At 74.9% G+C, this 21,043-nt stretch carries 18 protein-coding genes; 8 read left to right on the top strand and 10 right to left on the bottom strand.

What is annotated here, in order from left to right:
- Positions 1-451 precede the first annotated feature (451 nt).
- A complete protein-coding gene (locus ABZW10_RS16890; RefSeq protein ID WP_355365518.1) occupies positions 452-1,327 on the top strand; it encodes a CHAD domain-containing protein in 876 nt (291 codons plus the stop codon).
- A gap of 9 nt (positions 1,328-1,336) precedes the next feature.
- Here the strand turns inward: ABZW10_RS16890 and ABZW10_RS16885 are convergent, their stop codons facing one another.
- Positions 1,337-2,188 carry a uracil-DNA glycosylase gene (locus tag ABZW10_RS16885; RefSeq protein WP_355365515.1) on the bottom strand — a complete coding sequence of 284 codons (852 nt, stop codon included), beginning with the start codon at positions 2,186-2,188 and terminating at the stop codon, positions 1,337-1,339.
- A 139-nt stretch (positions 2,189-2,327) separates the two neighbouring features.
- Here ABZW10_RS16885 and ABZW10_RS16880 point away from each other — a divergent pair, with 139 nt between their 5' ends.
- Both ABZW10_RS16880 and ABZW10_RS16875 read left to right on the top strand, forming a co-directional pair.
- Positions 2,328-3,314, top strand: a complete 987-nt coding sequence (locus tag ABZW10_RS16880; protein WP_355365512.1) for a slipin family protein — start codon at positions 2,328-2,330, stop codon at positions 3,312-3,314.
- A 76-nt stretch (positions 3,315-3,390) separates the two neighbouring features.
- A complete protein-coding gene (locus tag ABZW10_RS16875; protein ID WP_355365509.1) occupies positions 3,391-3,858 on the top strand; it encodes a CBS domain-containing protein in 468 nt (155 codons plus the stop codon).
- A gap of 178 nt (positions 3,859-4,036) precedes the next feature.
- Here the strand turns inward: ABZW10_RS16875 and ABZW10_RS16870 are convergent, their stop codons facing one another.
- On the bottom strand, positions 4,037-6,979 hold the full coding sequence (locus ABZW10_RS16870) for an FAD-binding and (Fe-S)-binding domain-containing protein (RefSeq protein ID WP_355365506.1): 2,943 nt from the start codon (positions 6,977-6,979) through the stop codon (positions 4,037-4,039).
- A gap of 171 nt (positions 6,980-7,150) precedes the next feature.
- Between ABZW10_RS16870 and ABZW10_RS16865 the strand changes: the two genes are divergently transcribed.
- The gene (locus tag ABZW10_RS16865) at positions 7,151-7,777 is read left to right on the top strand and encodes a hypothetical protein (RefSeq protein ID WP_355365503.1); all 627 of its coding nucleotides are present in this window, start codon (positions 7,151-7,153) and stop codon (positions 7,775-7,777) included.
- Between the two features lie 49 nt (positions 7,778-7,826).
- A complete protein-coding gene (locus ABZW10_RS16860; protein ID WP_355365500.1) occupies positions 7,827-8,396 on the top strand; it encodes a hypothetical protein in 570 nt (189 codons plus the stop codon).
- 13 nt (positions 8,397-8,409) lie between these two features.
- On the opposite strand, the gene ABZW10_RS16855 is transcribed toward ABZW10_RS16860, so the two are convergent.
- From ABZW10_RS16855 to ABZW10_RS16835, 5 genes are all read right to left on the bottom strand, one after another.
- Positions 8,410-9,423, bottom strand: a complete 1,014-nt coding sequence (locus ABZW10_RS16855; protein WP_355365497.1) for a glycosyltransferase — start codon at positions 9,421-9,423, stop codon at positions 8,410-8,412.
- 253 nt (positions 9,424-9,676) lie between these two features.
- Positions 9,677-10,234: a GNAT family N-acetyltransferase gene (locus ABZW10_RS16850; protein WP_355365494.1), complete on the bottom strand. Its 558-nt coding sequence runs from the start codon at positions 10,232-10,234 to the stop codon at positions 9,677-9,679.
- Positions 10,235-10,344: 110 nt separating this feature from the next.
- A complete protein-coding gene (locus ABZW10_RS16845; RefSeq protein ID WP_355365491.1) occupies positions 10,345-11,037 on the bottom strand; it encodes a transglycosylase SLT domain-containing protein in 693 nt (230 codons plus the stop codon).
- Between the two features lie 610 nt (positions 11,038-11,647).
- Entirely contained in the window at positions 11,648-12,535 is an 888-nt protein-coding gene (locus ABZW10_RS16840; protein WP_355365488.1) for an EI24 domain-containing protein, read from the bottom strand.
- Positions 12,536-12,730: 195 nt separating this feature from the next.
- Entirely contained in the window at positions 12,731-14,173 is a 1,443-nt protein-coding gene (locus tag ABZW10_RS16835) for an amino acid permease (RefSeq protein ID WP_355365485.1), read from the bottom strand.
- A gap of 267 nt (positions 14,174-14,440) precedes the next feature.
- Between ABZW10_RS16835 and ABZW10_RS16830 the strand changes: the two genes are divergently transcribed.
- Positions 14,441-15,733 carry a metallophosphoesterase gene (locus ABZW10_RS16830; protein WP_355365655.1) on the top strand — a complete coding sequence of 431 codons (1,293 nt, stop codon included), beginning with the start codon at positions 14,441-14,443 and terminating at the stop codon, positions 15,731-15,733.
- On the opposite strand, the gene ABZW10_RS16825 is transcribed toward ABZW10_RS16830, so the two are convergent.
- Positions 15,708-15,956 (bottom strand): hypothetical protein, encoded by a 249-nt coding sequence (locus ABZW10_RS16825; RefSeq protein ID WP_355365482.1) that lies wholly within the window; start codon positions 15,954-15,956, stop codon positions 15,708-15,710. The genes ABZW10_RS16830 and ABZW10_RS16825 overlap by 26 nt on opposite strands.
- Before the next feature lie 195 nt (positions 15,957-16,151).
- On the opposite strand from ABZW10_RS16825, the gene ABZW10_RS16820 reads away from it, so the two are divergent.
- The gene (locus tag ABZW10_RS16820) at positions 16,152-17,114 is read left to right on the top strand and encodes a Ku protein (protein WP_355365479.1); all 963 of its coding nucleotides are present in this window, start codon (positions 16,152-16,154) and stop codon (positions 17,112-17,114) included.
- Positions 17,115-17,163: 49 nt separating this feature from the next.
- Entirely contained in the window at positions 17,164-17,445 is a 282-nt protein-coding gene (locus ABZW10_RS16815; protein WP_355365476.1) for a hypothetical protein, read from the top strand.
- Positions 17,446-17,503: 58 nt separating this feature from the next.
- On the opposite strand, the gene ABZW10_RS16810 is transcribed toward ABZW10_RS16815, so the two are convergent.
- Both ABZW10_RS16810 and ABZW10_RS16805 read right to left on the bottom strand, forming a co-directional pair.
- Positions 17,504-19,246 carry a DUF2079 domain-containing protein gene (locus tag ABZW10_RS16810; RefSeq protein WP_355365473.1) on the bottom strand — a complete coding sequence of 581 codons (1,743 nt, stop codon included), beginning with the start codon at positions 19,244-19,246 and terminating at the stop codon, positions 17,504-17,506.
- Between the two features lie 100 nt (positions 19,247-19,346).
- Positions 19,347-20,840, bottom strand: coding sequence for a DUF2079 domain-containing protein (locus tag ABZW10_RS16805; protein ID WP_355365470.1), 1,494 nt, complete (start codon positions 20,838-20,840; stop codon positions 19,347-19,349).
- Positions 20,841-21,043 lie beyond the last annotated feature (203 nt).

The raw sequence follows: 21,043 nt of genomic DNA, 5'->3' as shown, positions 1-21,043 counted from the left end.
GCCGGATCGGGCGCTGCGGTTTCCTGACAGGGCGGGGGTGCGGAAGCCGGGGGGGGATGGCACCGGAAGTCGGCCTGGCCGACTTCCGGTGTCGGTGGCCCCGTGACCGGCAGCACCGACCCGGTAGGTGCCCCGGCACTGTACCCATAGCCCGCCCGGGCCCACACGGGGGAAGTCCGACCCGGCGTCCGTCCGAGCGCGGATCCGCTCCCTCACCCACCGTCCCCGCGACCCTGCCAAGGCGACAGCGGCCCGGCGCGGCCCGGAGAGTCAGCCGCGCCGACTTCTCGATCCGGTGATGCGGTCCGCGGTTCTGGCGCCAAAGGTCGGCCGGATCGACCTCCTGCGCCGCTTGCTCCTGTCAGTTCGAGCCGCTGCGGCTTGGTGGCGGGTGGGGTGGCCGGCCTAGCCTGGAGGGGTTCTGGACGGCCCCGGGAGGGGGTACGGGCGGATGGTGAGTGACGTGGTCACCGTGGGTGAGGTGGTGCTCGGGCGGATCCGGGCGCAGGCCGAGGTGCTGGCCGGGCTGGACGAGGCGGTACGGGCGGACGAGCCGGACGCGGTGCACCGGATGCGGGTCGCGTGCCGGCGGTTGCGCAGCGCCTTCCGCACCTACCGGCGGCTGCTCGCGCCCGGGGCCGCGGACGAGTTGGTGGCCGAGTTGCGGTGGCTCGCGGCGGCGCTGGGGCGGGCCCGGGACCGCGAGGTGCTGGGCGAGCGGCTGGCGGCCCGGGCGCGGGAGCTGCCCGCGGAGTGCGGGCCCGAGCGGATCGCGGCGGAGTTGGAGCACTGGGGGCGGGCCGAGTACCGGCGGGTCCGGCCGGAGGTGGTGGCCGCGCTGGACAGCCCGCGCCGCCGCGCCCTGGCGGCCGGCCTGGCGGCGCTGCTGGCCGACCCGCCGCTGCGCCGACGGGCGGACCGGGCGGCCGGTCCGGAGCTGGCCCGGGTGGCCGGGCGCGAGCAGCGGCGGACCGCGGAGCGGGTGCGGTCGGCGCTCACGGACGCCTCGGCACCGGACGCGGCCCTGCACGAGGCCCGGAAGGCGGCCAAGCGCGCCCGGTACGCGGGCGAGACCGCGGTGCCGGTGGCGGGCCGGGCGGCGGAGCGGTACGTGGAGCGGATGAGGGCCGTCCAGGAGGTGCTGGGGGAGCACCAGGACGCGGTGGTGGCGTCGGCCGCGCTGCGGGACCGGGCGGGCGCGACCGGGGAGCCGTTCGCCTACGGCGTGCTCTACGGGCAGCAGCTGGCCGAGGCGGAGCGGGCCCGGCTCGCGCTGCCGGAGGTGTGGGCGCGGGCCGCCCGGCCGAAGCTGGCGCGGTTCGGGTGAGGGCGGGGGCTACTCCTCGGCCGGGTCGAGGCCGGCGGTGCGGGCGGCGGTGCGGAGCAGATCGCGCAGCATGGCGGTGCTGAGGCGGCCGGTGTTGGTGTTGCGCGGGCTCACGTGGTAGCAGCCGAACAGCTCCAGCGGCGGGCCGCCGTCGCGGGCCGGCAGGGTGACGTGGGCGCCGTGGCCGAACCGCGGCCGGGGCCGGGGGAGCGTCCAGCCGGCCGCGTCGAGTGCGGGGAGCAGGGCCTGCCAGGCGAAGCCGCCGAGGGCGACGACGCTGCGCACGGTGGGGCGGCAGAGTTCGAGTTCGCGGGTGATCCAGGGGCGGCAGGTGTCGCGTTCGGCGGTGCTGGGCTTGTTGTCGGGCGGGGCGCAGCGGACCGGGTCGGTGATCCGCACGCCGTGCAGGGCCAGGCCGTCGCCGTGGCGGACGGACTCGGCGCGGTTGGCGAGGCCCAGCCGGTGCAGGGCGGCGTAGAGCAGGTCGCCGGAGGGGTCACCGGTGAAGATCCGGCCGGTGCGGTTGGCGCCGTGCGCGGCGGGGGCGAGGCCGACCAGGAGGAGCGGGGCGTCGGGCGGGCCGAAGCCGGGGACGGGGCGGGCCCAGTAGTCCCAGTCCAGGTAGGCGCGGCGTTTGGTGCGGGCGGTCTCCTCGCGCCACTCGACCAGCCGCGGGCAGGCCCGGCAGCCGGTGACGACCCGGTCGAGGGCGGCCAGGTCCACGGCGCGGACGGCCGCCTCGGCGGGGTGGCGCGGGTGGCCCGGGTCGTCGGCGGGGTCCGGCGGGCCGGCGGGGTCCGACGGGCCTGAGGAGCGCGCCGGGCCTGAGGAGCGCGCCGGGCCGGCGGGGGACTGCGGCATGGCGACGATCCTAGGCCCGTGAATCGGGTTCGTTCTGGCGCCGGCCGGGCAGGCGTAGCGTGGAACCAGTGGTTCCGGTGGCCGTCGGCCGGAGCGGGTCGGCGACGGCCGGGGCTCGCTGCTGCGCGAGGAGGCCGTCATGGTCGTCGATGTGGTGGTCGGGGTCATAGTCGCGGTGCTGTTGCTGGCGGCCGTGGTGGGAGGGATGAGCCTGCGGGTCGTGCAGCAGTTCCAGCGGGGTGTGGTGTTCCGCTTCGGCCGGGTGCGCGACGAGGTGCGCGATCCGGGGCTGGTCGCGCTGGTGCCGGTCGCGGACCGGCTGCGCCGGGTGAACGTGCAGATCGTGACGCTGCCGATCCCGGCGCAGGAGGGCATCACCCGGGACAACGTGACCGTCCGGGTGGACGCGGTGGTGTACTTCCGGGTGGAGGACCCGGTGAAGGCGATCGTCAACGTGCAGGACTACAACTTCGCGATCTCCCAGGTGGCGCAGACCTCGCTGCGGTCGATCATCGGCAAGAGCGAGCTGGACGACCTGCTGGCCAACCGCGAACCGATCAACCAGGGCCTGGAGTTGATGATCGACAGTCCGGCACTGGGCTGGGGGATCGAGATCGACCGGGTGGAGATCAAGGACGTCGCCCTGCCGGAGGCGATGAAGCGCTCGATGTCGCGGCAGGCGGAGGCCGAGCGGGAGCGGCGGGCGCGGATCATCACGGCGGACGGCGAGTACCAGGCGTCCGCGCGGCTGTCGGAGGCGGCCGAGGTGATGAGCGCGACCCCGGCGGCGCTGCAACTGCGGCTGCTGCAGACGGTGGTGGAGGTCGCGGCGGAGAAGAACTCGACGCTGGTGCTGCCGTTCCCGGTGGAGCTGCTGCGGTTCCTGGACAGCGCCACCGAGACGCACCGGCGCGGTGCGGAGCAGGGCGGCTCGGGCGTGGACGGGGTGGAACCGGTGCAGCCCGGGAAGGTCGAGGCCCCGCCGCTGCCCGGCATGGAGCAGCTCGAACTGCCTCCGCTGGAGGAGGTGTTGGACAGCTCGCCGCTGGACCCGCCGGAACGGTACGCCGGAGACGGCAGGAACGGCGGCAAGAACGACGGCGAGAAGAGCGACGGAAGGACGTAGCGGGCCCGGTGGCGGGGCTCCCGGCGCCGGACCACGATGGAGAAGTGGCAGTGGCAGGCACGTCAGGAGGCCGATCATGACCAATGCGGGCGACATCATGCACCGGGGCGCCGAATGCGTGGGCGAGCACGAGACGCTCGCCGCCGCGGCCCGGATCATGAAGGAACGCGGAGTCGGGGCACTGCCGATCTGCGGAGAGCGGCAGAAGCTCCTGGGCATCCTCACCGACCGGGACATCGTGCTCAAGTGCGTGGCCGAGGGCCTCGACGCGGAGCGGGTGACGGCCGGGGACGTGGCCCAGGGGCGGCCGATGACGGTGGAGGCGGACGAGGACGTCGAGCAGGTGCTGCGGGTGATGGAGCAGTACCGGGTGCGCCGGCTGCCGGTGATCAACCACCCCGAGCACGAGCTGGTCGGCATGATCAGCGAGGCGGACATCGCGCGCGGCATGCCCCAGGCCCGGGTGGCGGAGTTCGTGACGGCGGTCTGCGCCGAGGACTCGCCGCGCTCGAAGGAGGTGCTGGAGACGCCGCAGACCGTGTGAGGACCGTCCGGGGACCGAATGAGGAGGCTCAGGCCGGCGCGTGGACCGCGGTGGCGTGGGCCGCCTCGCCCTGCTCGCCCTCCGCCCTCCGCCCTCCGCGCTCTGTGCTCAGGCCGATGCTGAGCGTGGTCGTGCCGTCAGTGTGACGGCTGCGCCGCACGGTGTCAGGGCTTCGCCGTCACCGAGGGGGCCGCCGGTCGCCGGACGTCTGGGCGTGCAGTGCCCGCCGCATCAGCTCCGCCAGGTGCAGGGCCCGGCGGCCCTCGGCGAGCTGGGCGATCTGGGTGCGGCAGCTGAAGCCGTCCGCGAGGACCACGGTGTCCGGCCCGGCGGCGCGCAGCTCGGGCAGCAGGACGCGCTCGGCGATCGCCACCGAGACCTCGTAATGGCCGCGCTCGAAGCCGAAGTTGCCCGCCAGCCCGCAGCATCCCGAGTCCAGCACCCGGTTGTTGACGCCCATCCGCCGCTCCACCCGGCGGTCCGCCGCGCTGCCGAGCACCGCGTGCTGGTGGCAGTGGGTCTGGGTGACGGCGTCCACCGGCAGCTGCGGCAGCGGCGCGTCGGGCGCGTACGCGTCGATGAACTCGGCGAACGTAAGGGTCCGTTCGGCCAGCGGGCGGCCCTCGGCGCCGAGCAGGCGCGGCACCTCCTCGCGCAGCGTCGCGGTGCAGCTCGGGTCGAGCCCGACGACCGGTGTGCCGGCGGGCAGCCCGGTGGCGGCGAGCGCGGCCAGGCTGCGCCGCATCACCCGGCGGGCGCCGGGGAGTTGGCCGGTGGAGTACCAGGTCAGGCCGCAGCAGACCGGGCCGGCCGGCAGCCGGACGTCGAAGCCCAGGTGCTCCAGCACCTCGACGGCGGCGCGCAGCACCTCCGGCTGCAGGTGGTTGGCGAAGGTGTCCGGCCAGAGCAGCACGGGCGGCGCACCCGCCGGGGCGGGGCCGGCGGCGGCGCGGCGGCGCCGGTACCAGCGGGTGAAGGTCTCCGGCGGCAGGACCGGCAGCACCCGGCGCGGGTCGATCCCGGCGAGCCGCTTGAGCGCCCCGGCGGCCGGTGAGCGGGCGAGGGTGTTGGCCAGGGCGGGCGCCAGTGCGGGCGCCAGGGCCGTGCCGCGCAGCCAGAGCGGCAGCCGGCCCAGCGCGTAGTGCGCGGCGGGCCGCGGCCGGTGCCGGTAGTGCTGGTACAGGAACTCGGTCCGGTAGGTGGCCATGTCGACGTGGACCGGGCAGTCGCTCGCGCAGCCCTTGCAGCCGAGGCAGAGGTCCAGTGCCTCGCGGACCTCCGCCGAGCGCCAGCCGTCCGCGATCGCGCCGCCGAACGGGCCGCCGCCGCGCAGCATTTCGGCGAGCAGCCGGGCCCGGCCGCGGGTGGAGTGCCGTTCCTCGCCGGTGGCCATGTAACTGGGGCACATCACCCCAGTGCTCGTATCGATGCACTTGGCGACGCCCACGCAGCGGCGCACCGCCTTGGCGAGGCTGCCGTCGTCCTGCTCGTACGGCAGGGCGAGTGGCAGCGTCGGCGCGGGGCCGGTGAACCGCAGGTCGGCGTCGAGCGAGCGCGGGTCGACCAGGTTGCCGGGGTTGAGCAGTCGCTCCGGGTCCCAGATCCGCTTGAACTCCCCGAACAGGTCGATGACTTCGGGCGGGTACATGCGCGGCAGCAGTTCGGCGCGGGCCTGGCCGTCGCCGTGCTCGCCGGAGAGCGAACCCCCGTGCGAGACCACCAGATCGGCGGCCTGCTCCAGGAACTCCCGGAACACCAGCACCCCGTGGGGCTGGGCGAGCGGGAAGTCGATCCGCAGGTGGACGCAGCCCTCGCCGAAGTGCCCGTACGGGACGCCCCGCAGGCTGTGCCGGCGCAGCAGCACGCGCAGTTCGCGCAGGTAGTCGCCGAGCCGTTCCGGCGGGACGGCGGAGTCCTCCCAGCCGGGCCACGCCTCACCGCCCCCGGGCAGCCGGGTGACGGTGCCGGCGCCCGCCTCCCGCACGCCCCACAGCCGGCGCTGCTCGGCCGGGTCGGTCACCACGGTGGCGGTGGCGGTGCGTTCGCGCCGGACGGCGTCGGCGAGCCGGCGGGCCGCGTCCAGCGCCTCGGCGGGGGTGGCGCCGCCGGTCTCCAGGAACAGCCAGCAGGCGCCGTCGGGCAGCCGGTCCAGGACGGGCGGGCGCGGACCGGCGGCGAGCAGCGCGACGAGCAGGTCGGCGGCCATGCCCTCGACGGTGAGCGGGCCGAGCGGCAGCAGGGCGGGGACGGCGTCGGCGGCGGCCGTCTCGTCCGGGTAGCCGGCCACCACCAGGGCGCGCGCGGGCGGGTCCTCGACCAGCTTGACGGTGGCGCCGAGCAGCAGCGCGCAGGTGCCCTCGGTGCCGGTGAGCGCCCGGGCCAGGTGGTGGCCGCGTTCGGGGAGCAGCGCGTCCAGCGGGTAGCCGGAGACCCGGCGCGGCAGCGCGGGCATGCCCCGGCGGATGACGGACAGGTTCCGGTCGGTGAACTCCTGGAGTCGGTGGTGGAGTTGGCCGACACGTCCGGGCAGGGCGGCGAGCGCGGCGCGTTCCTCCGGGCCGAGCGGGCCGCCGACGGTCAGCTCGGTGCCGTCGGCGAGCAGCAGGTCCAGCGACTCGACGTTGTCGGCGGTCCGGCCCCAGGCCACCGAGTGCGCGCCGCAGGAGTCGTTGCCGATCATGCCGCCGAGGGTGCAGCGGCTGTGCGTGGACGGGTCCGGCCCGAACCGCAGCCCGTACGGTCGCGCGGCGCGCTGCAGGTCGTCCAGCACGGTGCCGGGCTCGACCCGTGCGGTGCGGCGCTCCGGGTCCACGGCGAGGACGGCACCGAGGTGGCGGTGGAAGTCGAGCACCACCGCGCCGGGGCCGATCGCCTGCCCGCCGATGCTCGTCCCGGCGCCGCGCGCCACCACCGGCACCTCGTAACGGCGGCACAGCGCGAGCGCGGTGCGCACGTCGTCCAGGTCGGCGGGCTTGACCACGCCGAGCGGCGGCTGGCGGTAGTTGGAGGCGTCGTGGCTGTAGACGGTGCGCTCGGCGGCGCCGAAGCGGACGTCGCCGCGCAGCACGGCGGACAGCTCGCGGGCCAGGTCGGTGCCGGGCGCGGTGTCGGGGCGGCTCACGGGCGGGTCCTCCCGGGCGGGACGCGGAGCGGTGCGGGGGTGCGGCGGCGCGAAGACGCGGCTGTGCAGGGGGGCGGCTGTGCGGCTGTGCCGATCATCGCAGCCGCGACCGGCGGGCGGTACCGGGAAAGGGCTGGCCGGGTACCCGGGGCGTCTGGCAGTGTCCTTCCCATGATCACCGACCCTCACGACGCCCCCCGCCCCTTCCTCGCCCACCTGCCGGTCGGCGAGCGGCTCCCGATCCCCGAGGACGCCGCGCCGTCCTGGTCGATCTTCCCGTACGAGCCCTCCGAGGGCGGCGGGCTGCGGGTGCGGACGCTGGACGCCCCCGAGCTGCCCGAACCTCCCCGGCACGGCGAGGCGGGCCCGGCCGAGTGCGGGGAGTGCGGTCGCCCGGACGAGGACTACGTCTGGACCGACGAGCACTGGCGCCTGCGCGCCTACGGCGAGCCGCACGGCCTGCCCGCCGTGCTGCTGCTCAACCCGCGCGGCCACCACGACCTGCTCGACCTCCCGCCGGCCCGGGCCGCCGAGCTCGGCCCGGTGCTCCAGCGCACGGAGCGGGCGATCCTCGGGCTCGGCGGCATAGGCAGGGTCCACGTGAGCCGCTGGGGCGACGGCGCGGCCCACCTCCACCTGTGGCTGATCGCCCGTCCCGAGGGCCAGCGGCAGCTGCTCGGCTCCACCCTGCCGCTGTGGATGGACCTCCTGCCGCCGCTGCCGGACGACGTCCGCGCCGACAGCCTGCGCCGGATCGCCGCCGCCCTCGCCGCCGACGGCGGCACCGCGCACCGCTGACCGCCCGGTCACCGGCGCCGTTGTCAGAGGCGTCCGCTGGAATGCGGCCATGAGTGTGCACGATGTCGCCCGACGGCTGCCGGCCGTCCCCGCCCTGCGCGAGCTCTGCCGCGCGTTGGCCGCGGCGGAGGCCCTTCTCGCGCCGGACGACCCGTACCGCCGGCACGGCTTCGCCGCCGACGAGGCGCCGGGCCGCGACGTGGCCTGGATGGACAACGGCGCCGGGGACTCCTACGCGATCGTCTTCACGGCCGACGGCGCGATGGCCCTGGGCTTCGACCACGAGTCGCCGCTGAGCCCGCACGCGGGCGACGGCACGGTGTGGCCGGGCGTGCTCGACGCGGTGCCGGAGGTGTTCCGACCCCTGCCCGGGGAGGCGGCCGGCGACGACGTGCCCGATGTGACGGTCTGTCTGTGGCGGGAGGCCGGCGACGATCGGTGGCGCACCGGGGACGTCCGCTTCGACCCCGCCGACGGCGAGGACCCCGACGGCGCCGACCACCTGTTCCAGCTGCTGGTCGACGGCACCCCGGAGGCCTTCCGCGACTGGGCCGAGGCGTACTACGAGCGGCCGGTGGACCTCGACGCCGTCCGCCTGGAGTACCGCGGGCCGCGCTGACGCCGAGCCGGCGTCAGCGGCGGCGGGCGGCTCCGGTGAGGGTGCCGGCGGCGATGTGGGAGAGCTTGGCGACCTCGAACGCCGGGTAGGCGCCGCCCGCCAGCAGGGAGAACTTGACGCCCTCGCGGCCGGCCGGGCGGCGGTGGCCGGGGGGCTGGAAGCGGCGGTGGTGCTCGGCCGCCCGGTGGAAGAACTGCGGGCGCTCGGCGCGGGCGACGCAGCCGGCCAGCTCGAAGACGAACAGGTAGTGGCGGATCATCCGGGTGAACAGCGCCTCCCGGACGGCGTCCGGGGAGCCCAGGACGTCCAGCAGCGCGAAGGTCCGCTCGTACTGGTCGAAGACGTCGAAGCTGCTGTCGCCCGGGGAGCCGGTCGGGTGGACGGTCTCCCGACGGCGCAGTTGCACGCAGGCGCGCGGCAGGACGGCGATCCGGCCGGCCGTCAGCATCGCCCGGTGCACCGGCGGGATCTCCTCGTAGCGGCCGTCGGGGAAGGTGAGGCCCTGCTGGTGCCAGTGCGCGCGGCCGACCAGGCGGTCCCAGATCAGCGCGGGCGCGCCCAGCAGCTCCGGGCGCTCCAGCGGGCCGAACACCTCGGGTCCGGCCTCGGCGAGCAGCGGCTCGGCGGCGCCGGGCCAGTCCCGCCCGGCGTGCTGCCGGGTGTGGCCGAAGAGCAGCAGGTCGACCGGGCCGGTCACGGCCAGCCGGTCGGCGAAGGACCGCAGGGCGTCGCGGGCGAGCAGGTGGTCGGCGTCGAGGAAGAGCAGGTACTCGCCCCGGGCGTGGCCGGCGCCCGCGTTGCGGCTGACGCCGACGCCGACGGCCGCGTCCAGGCGCAGCACGGAGACCTGGGGGTGGCGGGCGGCGTAGCGCTCGGCGAGCTGCGCCGGGCACTCGGGGGAGCGGTCGACGACCACCAGCACCTCGAAGTCGCGGAAGGACTGGGCGAGCAGCGAGTCCAGGCAGTCCGCCAGCTGTTTCTGCTGGTCATAGGCGGGGATCACGACGCTGATCAGGGGTGAGGGCATGACGCGGGAGCGTAGGAGCACCTGCGGACGGTCGCAAAGCCCTGACGGTCCATAGGTCGGGCAATACCCATCAAATCGTACGGACGTACGCCATATCTTCACCGGCTGCCCCGGGTGCGTCCACGTCACGACGTCCGTTCCGACGCACGCCCCGGCGCGCGCCGCGCCCGGCGGGCGGGCAGGCAGGAGGCGTCACCACGGCGGGACGCGGACGGAGGCAGGCCTTGGAACAGTCGGCGCGGCCGGGGGTCGTTCAGACCGCGTGGGCAGCCGCCGTCCTGGCCCCGGCGGGTATCTCGGCCAGCTCGCGGACGTACCGGTCGAGCGGGATCCCGGGTGGCTCCGGCAGGTGTCCGACGTACCGGAAGCCGGCCCGCCGGGCCACGGCCGCCGAGGCGAGGTTCTCCGGGTCGACCCGGATCACGCCCTCGCGCGCGCCCTCCTGCGCGGCGTACCCGCACACCAGGCGCACCGCCCTGGTCACCAGTCCCCGCCCGCGCCAGGCCGGGTAGAGGCCGTACGCGATGTTGACCTGCCCCGGGCCGAGGCACGGCATCGCGAAGCGCAGGTCTATCGTGCCCGCCAGCACCGGCTCCGGCCCGGTCCTGATCCCGAACACCCGGGCCGGCCCCCGGTACACCCACTGCGCGGTGCACCGCCGCACGTACTCCTCGACGCCCGCGCGGGTGCTCGGCCCGCCGTTCAGCCACCGCACCAGCAGCGCGTCCTCGCCGGCCAGGTGCGCGTCGATGTCCGCCGGCCCGAACGGCGTGAGCGTGACGACCCCGTCGGAGAGCCTCACATGATCCATGGGCTCCACTCTTCCGCCCGGGAGGCGTCCGGGGCCATCAGGATTTCGGCCAGGAACGCCGCCGGCCCGCAGGCCGGTGGCCTGCGGGCCCGGGGGAGTGGAAGGGCGGATCAGTACCAGTGGTGCGACTGCCAGAACGCCCAGGCGCCGCACGGGCTGCCGTAGCGGGAGTTCATGTAGTTCAGGCCCCACTTGATCTGGGTGACCGGGTTGGTGCGCCAGTCGGCGCCGGCCGAGGCCATCTTGGAGCCGGGCAGCGCCTGGACCAGGCCGTACGCGCCCGAGGAGGGGTTGGTGGCGGTGACGTTCCAGCTGCTCTCGCGGGACACGATGTTGTTGAAGCACTGGAGCTGGCCGGCCGGCACGATCTGGGCGGCGATCTCGCGCGGGCTGCCGGAGTAGGACGGCTTGCTGTTCAGGGCGGAGCGCTCCTGCGAGCGGGAGGCGGCGGCCTCGGCGTCGGCCCTGGCCTTCGCGTCCGCCTGGGCCTTCGCCTGGGCCTCGGCCTGCGCCTGCGCGGCGGCCTGTGCCTGGGCGGCGGCGTCCGCCTCGGCCTGGGCCTGCGCGGCAGCGGCGGCGGCCTGGGCGTCGGCCTGGGCCTGGGCGTCCGCCTGTGCCTGCGCCGCGGCGGCCTGCGCGTCCGCCGAGGTGTCGCCGGCGGTGCCGACCACCGCGGCGGCGGGGGCCTCGGCGACCGCGGTCCCGCTGTCCGGGATGGCGAGGGCGGCGGTGGCCGCGCTCGCCACCACCAGCGTGGTGATGCCGGTGATCAGCGAGTTGCGGCGGGCATGGCTGAGCTGCATGGAGCGGACGATCCTTTTCCGTCGGGGTGCCGTCGGGGCTCCGTCGGAGCCCCTCCGGCCGTCGGGGCGTGCCGGCCCCGGGCGGGGCGGTGGCACGGGCGCCGGGCATCGTGCGGGGCCGGCTCGGGGGAGCGGCCCGCGGCGGCGTACGGGACGGCCGTGGTGCGTGCCCCGGTACGGAGGGCGGGGCGGGACGGGAAACGCGGCGGGGGAACCGGCCGCGCTGCCTGGCGACGGGCCATTCTTGGCAGAGCCCGGCACGGGCGGCAAAGCCGTCCGCTACGACGGGCGGTAGTGGAGCGAGCGGCCGGAACGGCGAAGCGCCCGGCCGAGGGCGGGCGCTTCGTAGGGATATGTCCGTTTTTAGGGATGGCGGGGCGGATCGCGGCGATCGTCGGCGAACGGGCGGCCCGAACCGGCCCGCCGCCTGCGTTCTTCCGGCCCGCCGCCGCCCGGCCGGCCGCACCGCCACCTGGCGGAGGGTGCCCCGCGGACCCCCGGCGGCGCCCCGCCGCGCAGGCGTCCACTATCGGCGGCAGTAGACCGCCCGGCCCCTGTGGGGGGCCTCACACGCGGACGGGGCCGGGCCCGACGCAGGGTGACGGTCCGCTCACGCGCCCCGGTACGGGTTGGGCTCCACCGGCCGCGGGGCGCCGGCGTACGGGTTGCCCGCCACGGGCCGCAACGCGTGGTACTCCGGCAGCTCCGGGACGGCCTCCGCCTCCGGCCCCTGCTCGTCGTCCTCGCCCGCCGGCCCGGCCTCCACCGGCACCAGGTCGCGGGCCAGCAGGGTGGCACCGGCCACCGCGCCCGGCATGGCGAGCACCGTCACCAGCGGGACCAGGAACCCCAGCACCAGCGGCACGCCGAAGCCGAGGGCCAGCCCGAGCCGCCCGCGCAGCAGCCGCAGCCGCTCGCGCTGCGGTACCCCGCGCCGCTGCAGCGCGACCGAGGTCAGCTCCAGGGTGAGGAAGAAGCCGGAGACCGCGAAGCCCAGCACCGGCACCACGGTCTGCCCGACCACCGGGATGAACCCGGCCGCGAACAGCAGGACGCCGAAGCCGCCGGCCCGCACCAGGACGAAGAGGCTGTCCCGGGCCGCCACCACCAGCTCGCGCCAGAGCGGCACCTCCGCCGGGGCCGGTGCGCCGCCCTCGGTCTCGTCGACCTTCGCGCACAGCTCCTCGTAGAACGGCTGGCCGACCAGCAGCGTGACCGCGGTGAAGGTGAGCAGGGACAGCAGCAGCCCGCCGACGAAGAGCAGCGCGGCGAGCGTGGTGCGTACCAGGTCCTGCCAGAGGGAGGACCAGGAGTCGGCGAACGGGGTGGCCCACTCGGCGATGGACCCGGCCCAGCCGCCGAGGAGGAACAGCGCCACCGCGTAGCCGGCCAGCGTGATCAGCGCCGGGATCATCCCGAACGCCCACCAGCGGCCGTGCCGCCCCACCCACTTCTGGCCCTTGGCCAGGTACCCCGTCCCCGCCGCAAGATCTCGCATGAGGGGAAAGGGTAGGGGCTGCGGGGTCGCCGGATCATGTCCGGCCCGTCACGGAACGGCACCGGAAGGGGCTGGGGAACAGGGACGGCGGCGGAAGGGGCCGGGGAACGGGGGCGGCACCGGAGACGGGCCGGGCCCGGGAGCCTCCGCAACGGCTCCCGGGCCCGGTCTCCGCGGACGGTACCGCGCGCCGGCTCAGGATGCCGACGCCACCGCCGCGGCCCGCCGCCGGCGGCCCACCACGGCCGACGCCGCCAGCACGATGCCCGCGGCGACCAGCGACAGGTACATCTGCTTCCGACCGTCGGCGTCGGTGAACATGTACGACACCACGAACCCGATCATGCCGATCGCGGTCCAGGTGAGGTACGGGTACAGCCACATCCGGACGGTCAGCCGCTCCGGGCACTCGCGCTCGATGATCCGGCGCATCCGGAGCTGGGAGAAGCAGATCACGAGCCACACGAAGAGCGCCACCGCGCCGGACGAGTTCAGCAGGAAGGCGAAGACGGTGTCGGGCGAGGTGTAGTTGAAGAACACCGCCACGAAGCCGAACACCACCGAGGAGAGGATCGCCACCCGCGGCACGCCGCGCTTGGTCACCGTCGCGAAGGCCTTCGGCGCGTCGCCGCGCTGCCCCAGCGAGAAGGCCATCCGGGAGGCGGTGTACATGCCCGAGTTGAGGCAGGACAGCACGGCCGTCAGCACGATCACATCCATCACCCGGCCGGCGCCCGGGATGCCCACGTGCTCCAGCACCGCGACGTAGGGGCTGCCCTTGACGGCGGCGGAGTCCCACGGCAGCAGCGTCACCACGAGCAGGATCGAGCCGAGGTAGAAGATCCCGATCCGCCAGATGACGCTGTTGGTCGCCTTGCTGACCGCCTTCTCCGGGTCCTCCGACTCACCGGCGGCCAGGGTGACGATCTCGCTGCCCATGAAGGCGAAGACCACGGTCAGCATGCCGGTGAACACCGCGCCCACCCCGTGCGGCAGGAAGCCGCCGTGACCGGTCAGATTGGAGGCGCCGACCGCGTGGGTGCCCGGCAGCACGCCGAACACGGCCAGCGTGCCGATCACCAGGAAGGCGGCGATCGCCACCACCTTGATCCCGGCGAACCAGAACTCGAACTCGCCGTAGGAGGCGACCGAGCCCAGGTTGGTCGCGGTCAGCACGGCCATCACGATCAGCGCGAACGCCCACTGCGGCACGCCCGGCATCCAGCTGTTGAGGATCTTCGCGCCGGCGGTGGCCTCGACGGCCAGCACCACCACCCAGAAGAACCAGTACAGCCAGCCGATGGTGAACCCGGCCCAGCGGCCCAGCGCCCGGTCCGCGTAGGCCGAGAAGGAGCCGCTCTGCGGGTCGGCCGCGGCCATCTCGCCGAGCATCCGCATCACCAGGACGACCAGCACACCGGCCAGCGCGTAGGAGAGCAGGATGCCGGGGCCGGTGGCGGCGATGCCCGCGCCGGAACCGACGAAGAGGCCCGCGCCGATCACGCCGCCGATGGCGATCATCGACAGATGGCGGTTCTTGAGCCCGGCCTTGAGGTGGCCGTCGCCGCCGCGGCCGTGCCCGGAGACGGAGGAGCCGGCCGACGGGGATCCGGCCCGGGTGGTGATGTCCGCACGCATCGTGAGGGTGCCCTGTGCCTTTCCGGCGCGGCCTGACCCTCGGCTCGAACGCCGGAGGGTGGGGGACGGATCCGCGCATTGCGGTGCAACCTAGTCGCTACCTCCGGCTATCGGAACAAGGCGCCGCCAAGTGTTCGGTGAGCGGACGCAAAAGGCCAGGTCAGTGCAGGTGCGACGACCTCGCGGAAAGCTCAAATCTGACGCAGTGGCAGCAAGTTGGGGCCCTCCGGCGGGGTTTGTCAGGCGGCCGTCCATACTTTTCGCGTGATGATCGTCCTTGTGGTGCTCGGCGCCCTCCTCGTCCTGGCCTTACTGGCCGTCGTCCACTGGTACCTCTGGCGCCGGCTGGTGCGCGACGTCTCGGCACCGGGCGGGCTCTGGCGCCGGGCCGGGACGGTGCTCGCCGTCGTCCTGCCGGTGCTCTCGGTCGGCGCGCTGATCGGCGGGAAGGTGTTCCCGATGGCGGTCGAACGCTGGTTCGCCTGGCCGGGCTACCTGTGGCTGCCGGTGCTGCTCTACCTGCTGATCGCGCTCGGCCTCGGCGAACTGCTGCGGCCGCTGCTGCTCCGCCTGCCGACCCGGCGTGCCGTACCGGCCGGCGCGGCCGTGGCGGCCGCCGATGCCCCGAACACCGCCGATGCCCCGAATGCCGCCGACACCACGACGGGCGCGGAGGCTGCCGAAGCGGCTCCGGCGACGGAGGATGACGGTCCGTCAAGGACCGCCGCCCCCTCCCCGGAGCGGCGGCTGTTCGTCGCCCGGGCGGTCGCGATCGGCGCCTCCGGCGCGGCGGCTGCCGTGGTCGGCACCGGCACCTACGGGGTGCTGCGCGGACCCCGGCTCAAGCAGGTCACCGTCCCGCTCGCCAAGCTGCCGGCCCGCGCCCACGGGTACCGGATCGCCGTCGTCAGCGACATCCACCTCGGCCCGATCCTCGGCCGCGCCCACACCCAGCGGATCGTGGACACCATCAACGGCGCGCAGCCCGACCTGATCACCATCGTCGGTGACCTGGTCGACGGCACGGTGCCCGAACTCGGCCGCGACGCCGAACCGTTGGCGCAGCTGCGGGCCCGCGACGGGGCGTACTTCGTGACCGGCAACCACGAGTACATCTCCGGCGCGGCGCCCTGGGTGGACTTCGTCCGCGAGCTGGGCGTCCACCCGCTGCGCAACGCCCGGGTGGAGCTGGGCGGCTTCGACCTCGCCGGCGTCAACGACATCGCCGGGGAGCGGGAGGGCGACGGCCCCGACTTCGGCAGGGCGCTCGGCGACCGCGACCCGGCCCGCACCGCCGTCCTGCTCTCGCACCAGCCGGTCACCATCCACGACGCGGTCCGGCACGGCGTCGACCTCCAGCTCTCCGGTCACACCCACGGCGGGCAGCTCTGGCCGGGCAACCTGATCGCGAAGCTGCCCAACCCCACGGTCGCCGGGCTGGAGCGCTACGGCGACACCCAGCTCTACGTGACGCGCGGCGCCGGGGCCTGGGGGCCGCCGGTCCGGGTCGGCGCGCCGTCCGACATCACCATCGTCACGCTGGCCTCGCTCCAGGCCTGACACGCCCCTGGGTCTCGGCGATCTCCAGCAGGACGATCCGCCGCGCGTCCGTCGGCCGCCCGGTGAGCCGGGCGGCCAGGATCGCCGGGATGTCGTCCTCCTGCGAGTACCCGGGCAGCACGGTGACCTCGGTCTGCCGCACCCCCGCCGTGCCGGCCAGCGCGTACCGCACCCGGTACGTCGTCGCGGCCGGCGGCGGGGCCGCTCCGGTGCTCCGTGCCATGCGCCCACCTCCGCCCCCGCCCCTGCGCCGCTACCCGGGCCCCGCCGTCCATTGTCCGCCGGGCCGGCCCGCGAAGGCCGCCCCGGCGGGCATCCTGTGGCCGAACGGGGCAAACCCGGGCAGAGTGGAATCCTCCGGGGCCGGGCGCCCCGGCCAGCGCGAACCGCCGGGACGGCTCCGGGAAGGAGCGACCCCATGCAGACCACCTGGAAGGGGACGATCAGCTTCGGCCTGGTCTCCATCCCCGTCCACCTGTACTCCGCGACGAAGGAGCACGACGTCCCCCTGCACCAGGTGCACGCCAGGGACGGCGGCCGGGTACGCATGAAGCGGTACTGCGAGCAGGAGGAGAAGGAGGTCCCGTACACGGAGATCGCCAAGGGCTACGAGTCGCCGGACGGCCGGACCGTCACCCTCACCGACGAGGACCTCGCGGACCTCCCGCTGCCCAGCAAGAAGATCATCGACGTGCTGGCCTTCGTCGACGAGCGCGAGATCGACCCGCTGATGTTCTCCAAGGCCTACTACGTCGGCGTCGCCGACAAGGCCGCCGCCAAGCCCTACGCGCTGCTGCGCGACGCCCTCGTCGAGTCCGGGCAGATCGCCGTCACCAAGATCGCGCTGCGCACCCGGGAGTCTCCGGCGGTGTTGCGGGTGCACGACGGCACCCTGGTGCTCCAGACCTGCATCTGGCCCGACGAGGTCCGCCCGGCGGCCGGCATCGCGCCCGAGGAACACGTCACGGTGCGGCCGCAGGAGCTGAAGATGGCGCGCTCGCTGATGGAGACGCTGTCCGAGGACTTCGACCTCGACCAGCTGCACGACGACTACCAGCAGGCGCTCCAGCAGGTGATCGAGGCGCGGCTGCAGGGCGTCGAGGTGCCGCACGAGGAGGAGGCGGGAGCGGCGCCGGACAACGTCATCGACCTCATGGAGGCGCTGCGCAGCAGCCTGCGGCAGGCCAAGGACGCCCACCCGGGCCGCACCCGTGCCGAGGAGGCGGAGGACACCGGGGCGGCGGAGGCGTCGGCGGAGACGGCGCCCGCCCCGCGCAAGCGCGCCACGGCGAAGAAGACCACGGCGGCCGGGAAGACCACCAAGGCCGCCGCGAAGAAGACCACGACCCGGAAGTCCGCCACTCCCCGGAAGGCCTCGTGACCTCGGAAGGCCCCGTGACCTCCCCTGACGCCCCCGGAGGCGATTCCCGATGGATCTCATCACCTACAAGGCCCTGGACACCGGCCCCGGCGCGCCGGAGCACCCGAGCCGGGCGCACCGGGCCCTGCACTGGCTGTGCAGCCTCTCCCCGACGGCCGTCGTCTTCATGGTCGGCCTCTCGCTCGGCCTCGGCGCCGTCGCCTCCCAGGTGGTCTGGCTGCCGATGCTGGTGATCTTCAGCATCGTCTGGGGCGCCACCCTGCTCGCCCTGGCCGGCATGTTCGTGCGCTGGCGGACGTCCCTCCCGGCCCGGCACCGGGTGGCCGTCTGACCCCACCCGCAGCCGTTGTCCCCGGCCGTGCCGAACGGCCGGGGACAACGGCGCGTTCTCAGCCCTTGAACAGGTTGTGGCCGACGTCCGAGGGGACGATCTCCTTGACCGGCGTGCTGTCCTCGCCGGGGACCGCCTCGCCCGGGACCGGCTCGTCGCTCTCGCGGTGCAGCAGTACCACCCCGTCCTCGGCCCAGACCTGCCGGTAGCCGTGGGCGAGCAGCAGCTCGATCCGGTCGGCCTGCTCGTCCGAGGTCTGGAACGGGAAGGTCCGGGTGTCGGAGCGGATCAGGACGTAGTCGCGTCCGCGCGGTGTGGCGTCCACCAGGACGACGTCGGTGCGGCCGACCAGCCGGGGCACCACCTGGTTGTCGGCCTCCACCAGTGCGCCGTCCGGGACCTGCGCGGCGCCCCGGACCAGGGCGGCGTTGCTCGCCGACGGCCGCCAGGAGCTCGGTGTGAGCAGGCTGAGCCCGCCCAGCAGCAGGCTGCACACCAGCGAGCCCGCCACCACCACCGCGCCCAGGCCGTAGGCGGCGCGGCGGTGCGTCCCGCCCCGGGCGTACAGGCGGCCGAGCACCTCCAGGCAGGCGGTGAGCAGCACCGGCCAGAGCAGGGCGTCGTAGTGGTGGGCGATCGACCAGTGGTTGGGGTTGTCGGACAGCACGCGCTCGGCGAGCAGCGGCAGCAGGCAGAGCGTGGTCGCGGAGCGCAGCGGCAGCAGCAGCAGGGTGCCGAACAGCCAGAGCAGCAGCAGCGGCTTGATGGTGGCGTTGGTGGCGACCTCGAAGAGCAGCAGCGGGTCGCGGAGCAGGTTGCCGAACGCGGTTCCGGCGTCCGGGCCGATCGGGCCGTACACCCAGTAGTAGTCCGGCTGTCCGCCCATCGCGGGGATCAGCCAGCCGATCGCCAGCGCGGAGGCCAGCGGGCCGCCGATCAGCAGACCGGCGCCGTAGGCGAGGCCGTGCCGGTCCCCGGCCCGCTCGCCCCGGCGGTCGCCGCGCGGGCGGCTGCGCCAGAGCAGGACGAGGCCGTAGACGCCGACCAGCAGGCCGAGGTCCTCCTTGGTGAGGCAGAGCAGGGCGGCGGCGAGGGCGGCGGTGCCGTAGCGGCGGGCGAGGCCGCGTTCGAGCATCAGCAGGGTCAGCGGGACGGCGAAGGCGACTTCGTGGAAGCCGCCGCGCCCGGCGGCCAGCAGCGGCCAGCCCAGGCCGTAGGCCAGGCCGGCCAGGTCGGCGACCAGGCGGACGGCGCGGGTGTGCGCGGCCTCGCCCTCCCCGGCCTCGTCCGCACCGGCGTCGCCCTCCGTGCTCTCCCCGGTCGCCCCGGTTGCCCCGGTGCCGCCGGCCGGGCGGGGGAAGCAGTGCACCGCGATCCGGCGGATCAGCGGCACGCCGGCGGCGAGCAGTAATGCCTGGCCGAGGATCAGCGTGCGCGGGTCCTCCCAGAGCCAGTACAGCGGGGCGAGCGCGGCCAGGATCGGCGAGAAGTGGTCGCCCAGCAGCGAGAAGCCGGGCGGGAACTCGTGGTGGTAGCTCTTGACCGGGGAGATCGGCAGGCCGAAGTCCGCGTACCCGGCCACGCCCTGGTGGAAGATCCCGAGGTCGAAGCCGCCGAGCAGGACCGCCGACCACTGCTGGAGTCCGCAGGCCGCGGTCACGGCGAAGCAGAGCAGGGTCAGCACGGCGGTCCGGCGCCCGGTGAGCGGGCCGGTGCTGCCGGGCGTGGACGGACGGGCGGCGCGCGGCAGCAGCGGCCGGTTCGCGCGGGTGGACGGGCTGAGCCCGGTTTCGACTGGCACGGGATCCCTGAACTGGTCGGAGACGGGGGCTGGTTCGGAGGCGGGCGGACGGCCCGGGGACCCGCCCCGGGCCGGTGCGTGCCCGGCCCGGGGCGGCGGGTCAGCCGGCTCCGGGCGTACCGGTTTCGGGTGTCCCGGGCGCGGGCGTACCGGGCGTGGGCGTACCGGGCGTGGGCGTACCGGCTTCGGGTGTCCCGGGCGCGGGCGGCTCGGCCGCCACCGCGGCGGCGTCGGGTGTGCGTCGCAGCAGCGTGATGCCGTGGTCGCTGCGGACCACCCGGTAGCCGCTGCGCTTGACGCTGGCGACCTCCTCGCGCTCCTTGTCGGGCGGCAGCGGCCAGCCCATCGGCTGGTCCTCGTCGACCACGATCCACTCGGCGCTCGACCAGTTCTGCGGCCAGCCGAACACGATGACCTCGCAGCGGTTGGTCAGCTGCGGCACCAGCCGGTTGGAGGCGGCGACCCGGGCGTCGTCCGGGATGGTGGCCAGCACCGACCGGGCCGCCTCGACCCGGGCCGGCGTGCGCCACAGCTCGAGGGTGAACAACTGGCTGAACGCGAACCCGGGCAGCAGCGCGAGGGTGATCACCGCGCTGACCGGCGGCGCGGCCCGGGCGAGCCACCTGGGCAGCACGCCGTCCCGCTCCCGCGCCATCACCAGGACGTGCACGAAGGCCGCGAAGACGATCGGCATCAGCACCGCGCTGTAGTGGTAACTGGTGCCCCAGTAGGCCGGGTTGTTGGAGAGCAGCCGCCAGCCGAGGGTGGGCAGCGCGACGATCATCAGCGGTGAACGGGCGGCCAGCAGGAGGGTCGGCGCGAGCAGCAGCAGGACGGTGGTGACCTTCTCGCCCGGGGTGATCAGGTCGAGCGGCAGGGTGAGCAGGTTCCGGCCGCCCGAGCCGCCGCTCAGGTTGTCCCAGTACGCGAAGCTGCCCCCGGGGCTCATCGCCGGCAGCAGCACCAGGAGTTCGAGCAGCGAGGCGCCGATGCCGAACAGCACGGTGGCCGCGCCGACCCGGCGGTCGCCGCGCCACAGGATGTAGGCGCCGACGGCGGCCACGGTGATGCCGAGGTCCTCCTTGACCAGCACCAGCGGCGCGGACCAGAGGGCGGCGGCGAGCCAGCGCCGCTCGCCGAGCGCGCAGACCGCGAAGGCGATCAGCGGCACCGCGAAGGTGATCTCGTGGAAGTCGAAACCGAGCGCCGAGGCGAGCCCCCAGGAGAACCCGTAACCGAGGCCGGCGGCCAGCGCGACGGCCGTCCCGGCGCCGCGTTGCGCCCAGCGGCAGATCGGTACGGCGGCGACGGCCACCAGGGCGGACTGCGCCAGCAGCAGGGTCTTGGCCGAGGGCCAGATCCAGTAGAACGGGGCGAGGGCGGCGAGGACGGGGGAGAAGTGATCACCCAGCAGATTGAAGCCGGGGCCCTTGAGTTCGACGATCGGGCCGCGGCCCTCGGCGTAGCCGCGCACGCCCTGTTCGAAGATTCCGAGGTCGTACCCGCTGGTGAGCAGCAGGTCGTGACGGCGGACGGTGAAGAACGCGTAAACCAGGAACAGTGCGAGGGCGACCGCCCAGGGGATGAACCGCACCCGCCGATCGGCGGGGGATAACAGGACCGACGGTTCGTCACCCTCCGTCCTGCGGTGGAGTGCTGATGTGAGTGTACTAATTGTCACTGAACATCCCCGTCGTTCCGGGTGCGAGTGGTCTTGCGGCCGATTCTGGTCGGCGGCCCGGGGTGGCGGGCCGGTTCGGCCGTGAGCGAACGCCGCCGGGCACAGGCCCCTGGCCC

Source organism: Kitasatospora sp. NPDC004723, from assembly GCF_040609255.1.
Taxonomy (GTDB): domain Bacteria; phylum Actinomycetota; class Actinomycetes; order Streptomycetales; family Streptomycetaceae; genus Kitasatospora.
The sequence above is the reverse complement of the archived record's forward strand: the minus strand, read 5'-3'. Positions and strand labels throughout refer to the sequence as shown.

Excerpts from the sequence above, each read along its gene's own strand:
- ABZW10_RS16875 (WP_355365509.1), top strand. The coding sequence starts at position 3,391 with ATGACCAATGCGGGCGACATCATGCACCGGGGCGCCGAATGCGTGGGC.
- ABZW10_RS16830 (WP_355365655.1), top strand. The coding sequence starts at position 14,441 with ATGATCGTCCTTGTGGTGCTCGGCGCCCTCCTCGTCCTGGCCTTACTG.
- ABZW10_RS16865 (WP_355365503.1), top strand. The coding sequence starts at position 7,151 with ATGATCACCGACCCTCACGACGCCCCCCGCCCCTTCCTCGCCCACCTG.
- ABZW10_RS16880 (WP_355365512.1), top strand. The coding sequence starts at position 2,328 with ATGGTCGTCGATGTGGTGGTCGGGGTCATAGTCGCGGTGCTGTTGCTG.
- ABZW10_RS16885 (WP_355365515.1), bottom strand. The coding sequence starts at position 2,188 with ATGCCGCAGTCCCCCGCCGGCCCGGCGCGCTCCTCAGGCCCGGCGCGC.
- ABZW10_RS16835 (WP_355365485.1), bottom strand. The coding sequence starts at position 14,173 with ATGCGTGCGGACATCACCACCCGGGCCGGATCCCCGTCGGCCGGCTCC.
- ABZW10_RS16850 (WP_355365494.1), bottom strand. The coding sequence starts at position 10,234 with ATGGATCATGTGAGGCTCTCCGACGGGGTCGTCACGCTCACGCCGTTC.
- ABZW10_RS16815 (WP_355365476.1), top strand. The coding sequence starts at position 17,164 with ATGGATCTCATCACCTACAAGGCCCTGGACACCGGCCCCGGCGCGCCG.
- ABZW10_RS16825 (WP_355365482.1), bottom strand. The coding sequence starts at position 15,956 with ATGGCACGGAGCACCGGAGCGGCCCCGCCGCCGGCCGCGACGACGTAC.
- ABZW10_RS16890 (WP_355365518.1), top strand. The coding sequence starts at position 452 with ATGGTGAGTGACGTGGTCACCGTGGGTGAGGTGGTGCTCGGGCGGATC.
- ABZW10_RS16860 (WP_355365500.1), top strand. The coding sequence starts at position 7,827 with ATGAGTGTGCACGATGTCGCCCGACGGCTGCCGGCCGTCCCCGCCCTG.
- ABZW10_RS16855 (WP_355365497.1), bottom strand. The coding sequence starts at position 9,423 with ATGCCCTCACCCCTGATCAGCGTCGTGATCCCCGCCTATGACCAGCAG.
- ABZW10_RS16845 (WP_355365491.1), bottom strand. The coding sequence starts at position 11,037 with ATGCAGCTCAGCCATGCCCGCCGCAACTCGCTGATCACCGGCATCACC.
- ABZW10_RS16840 (WP_355365488.1), bottom strand. The coding sequence starts at position 12,535 with ATGCGAGATCTTGCGGCGGGGACGGGGTACCTGGCCAAGGGCCAGAAG.
- ABZW10_RS16820 (WP_355365479.1), top strand. The coding sequence starts at position 16,152 with ATGCAGACCACCTGGAAGGGGACGATCAGCTTCGGCCTGGTCTCCATC.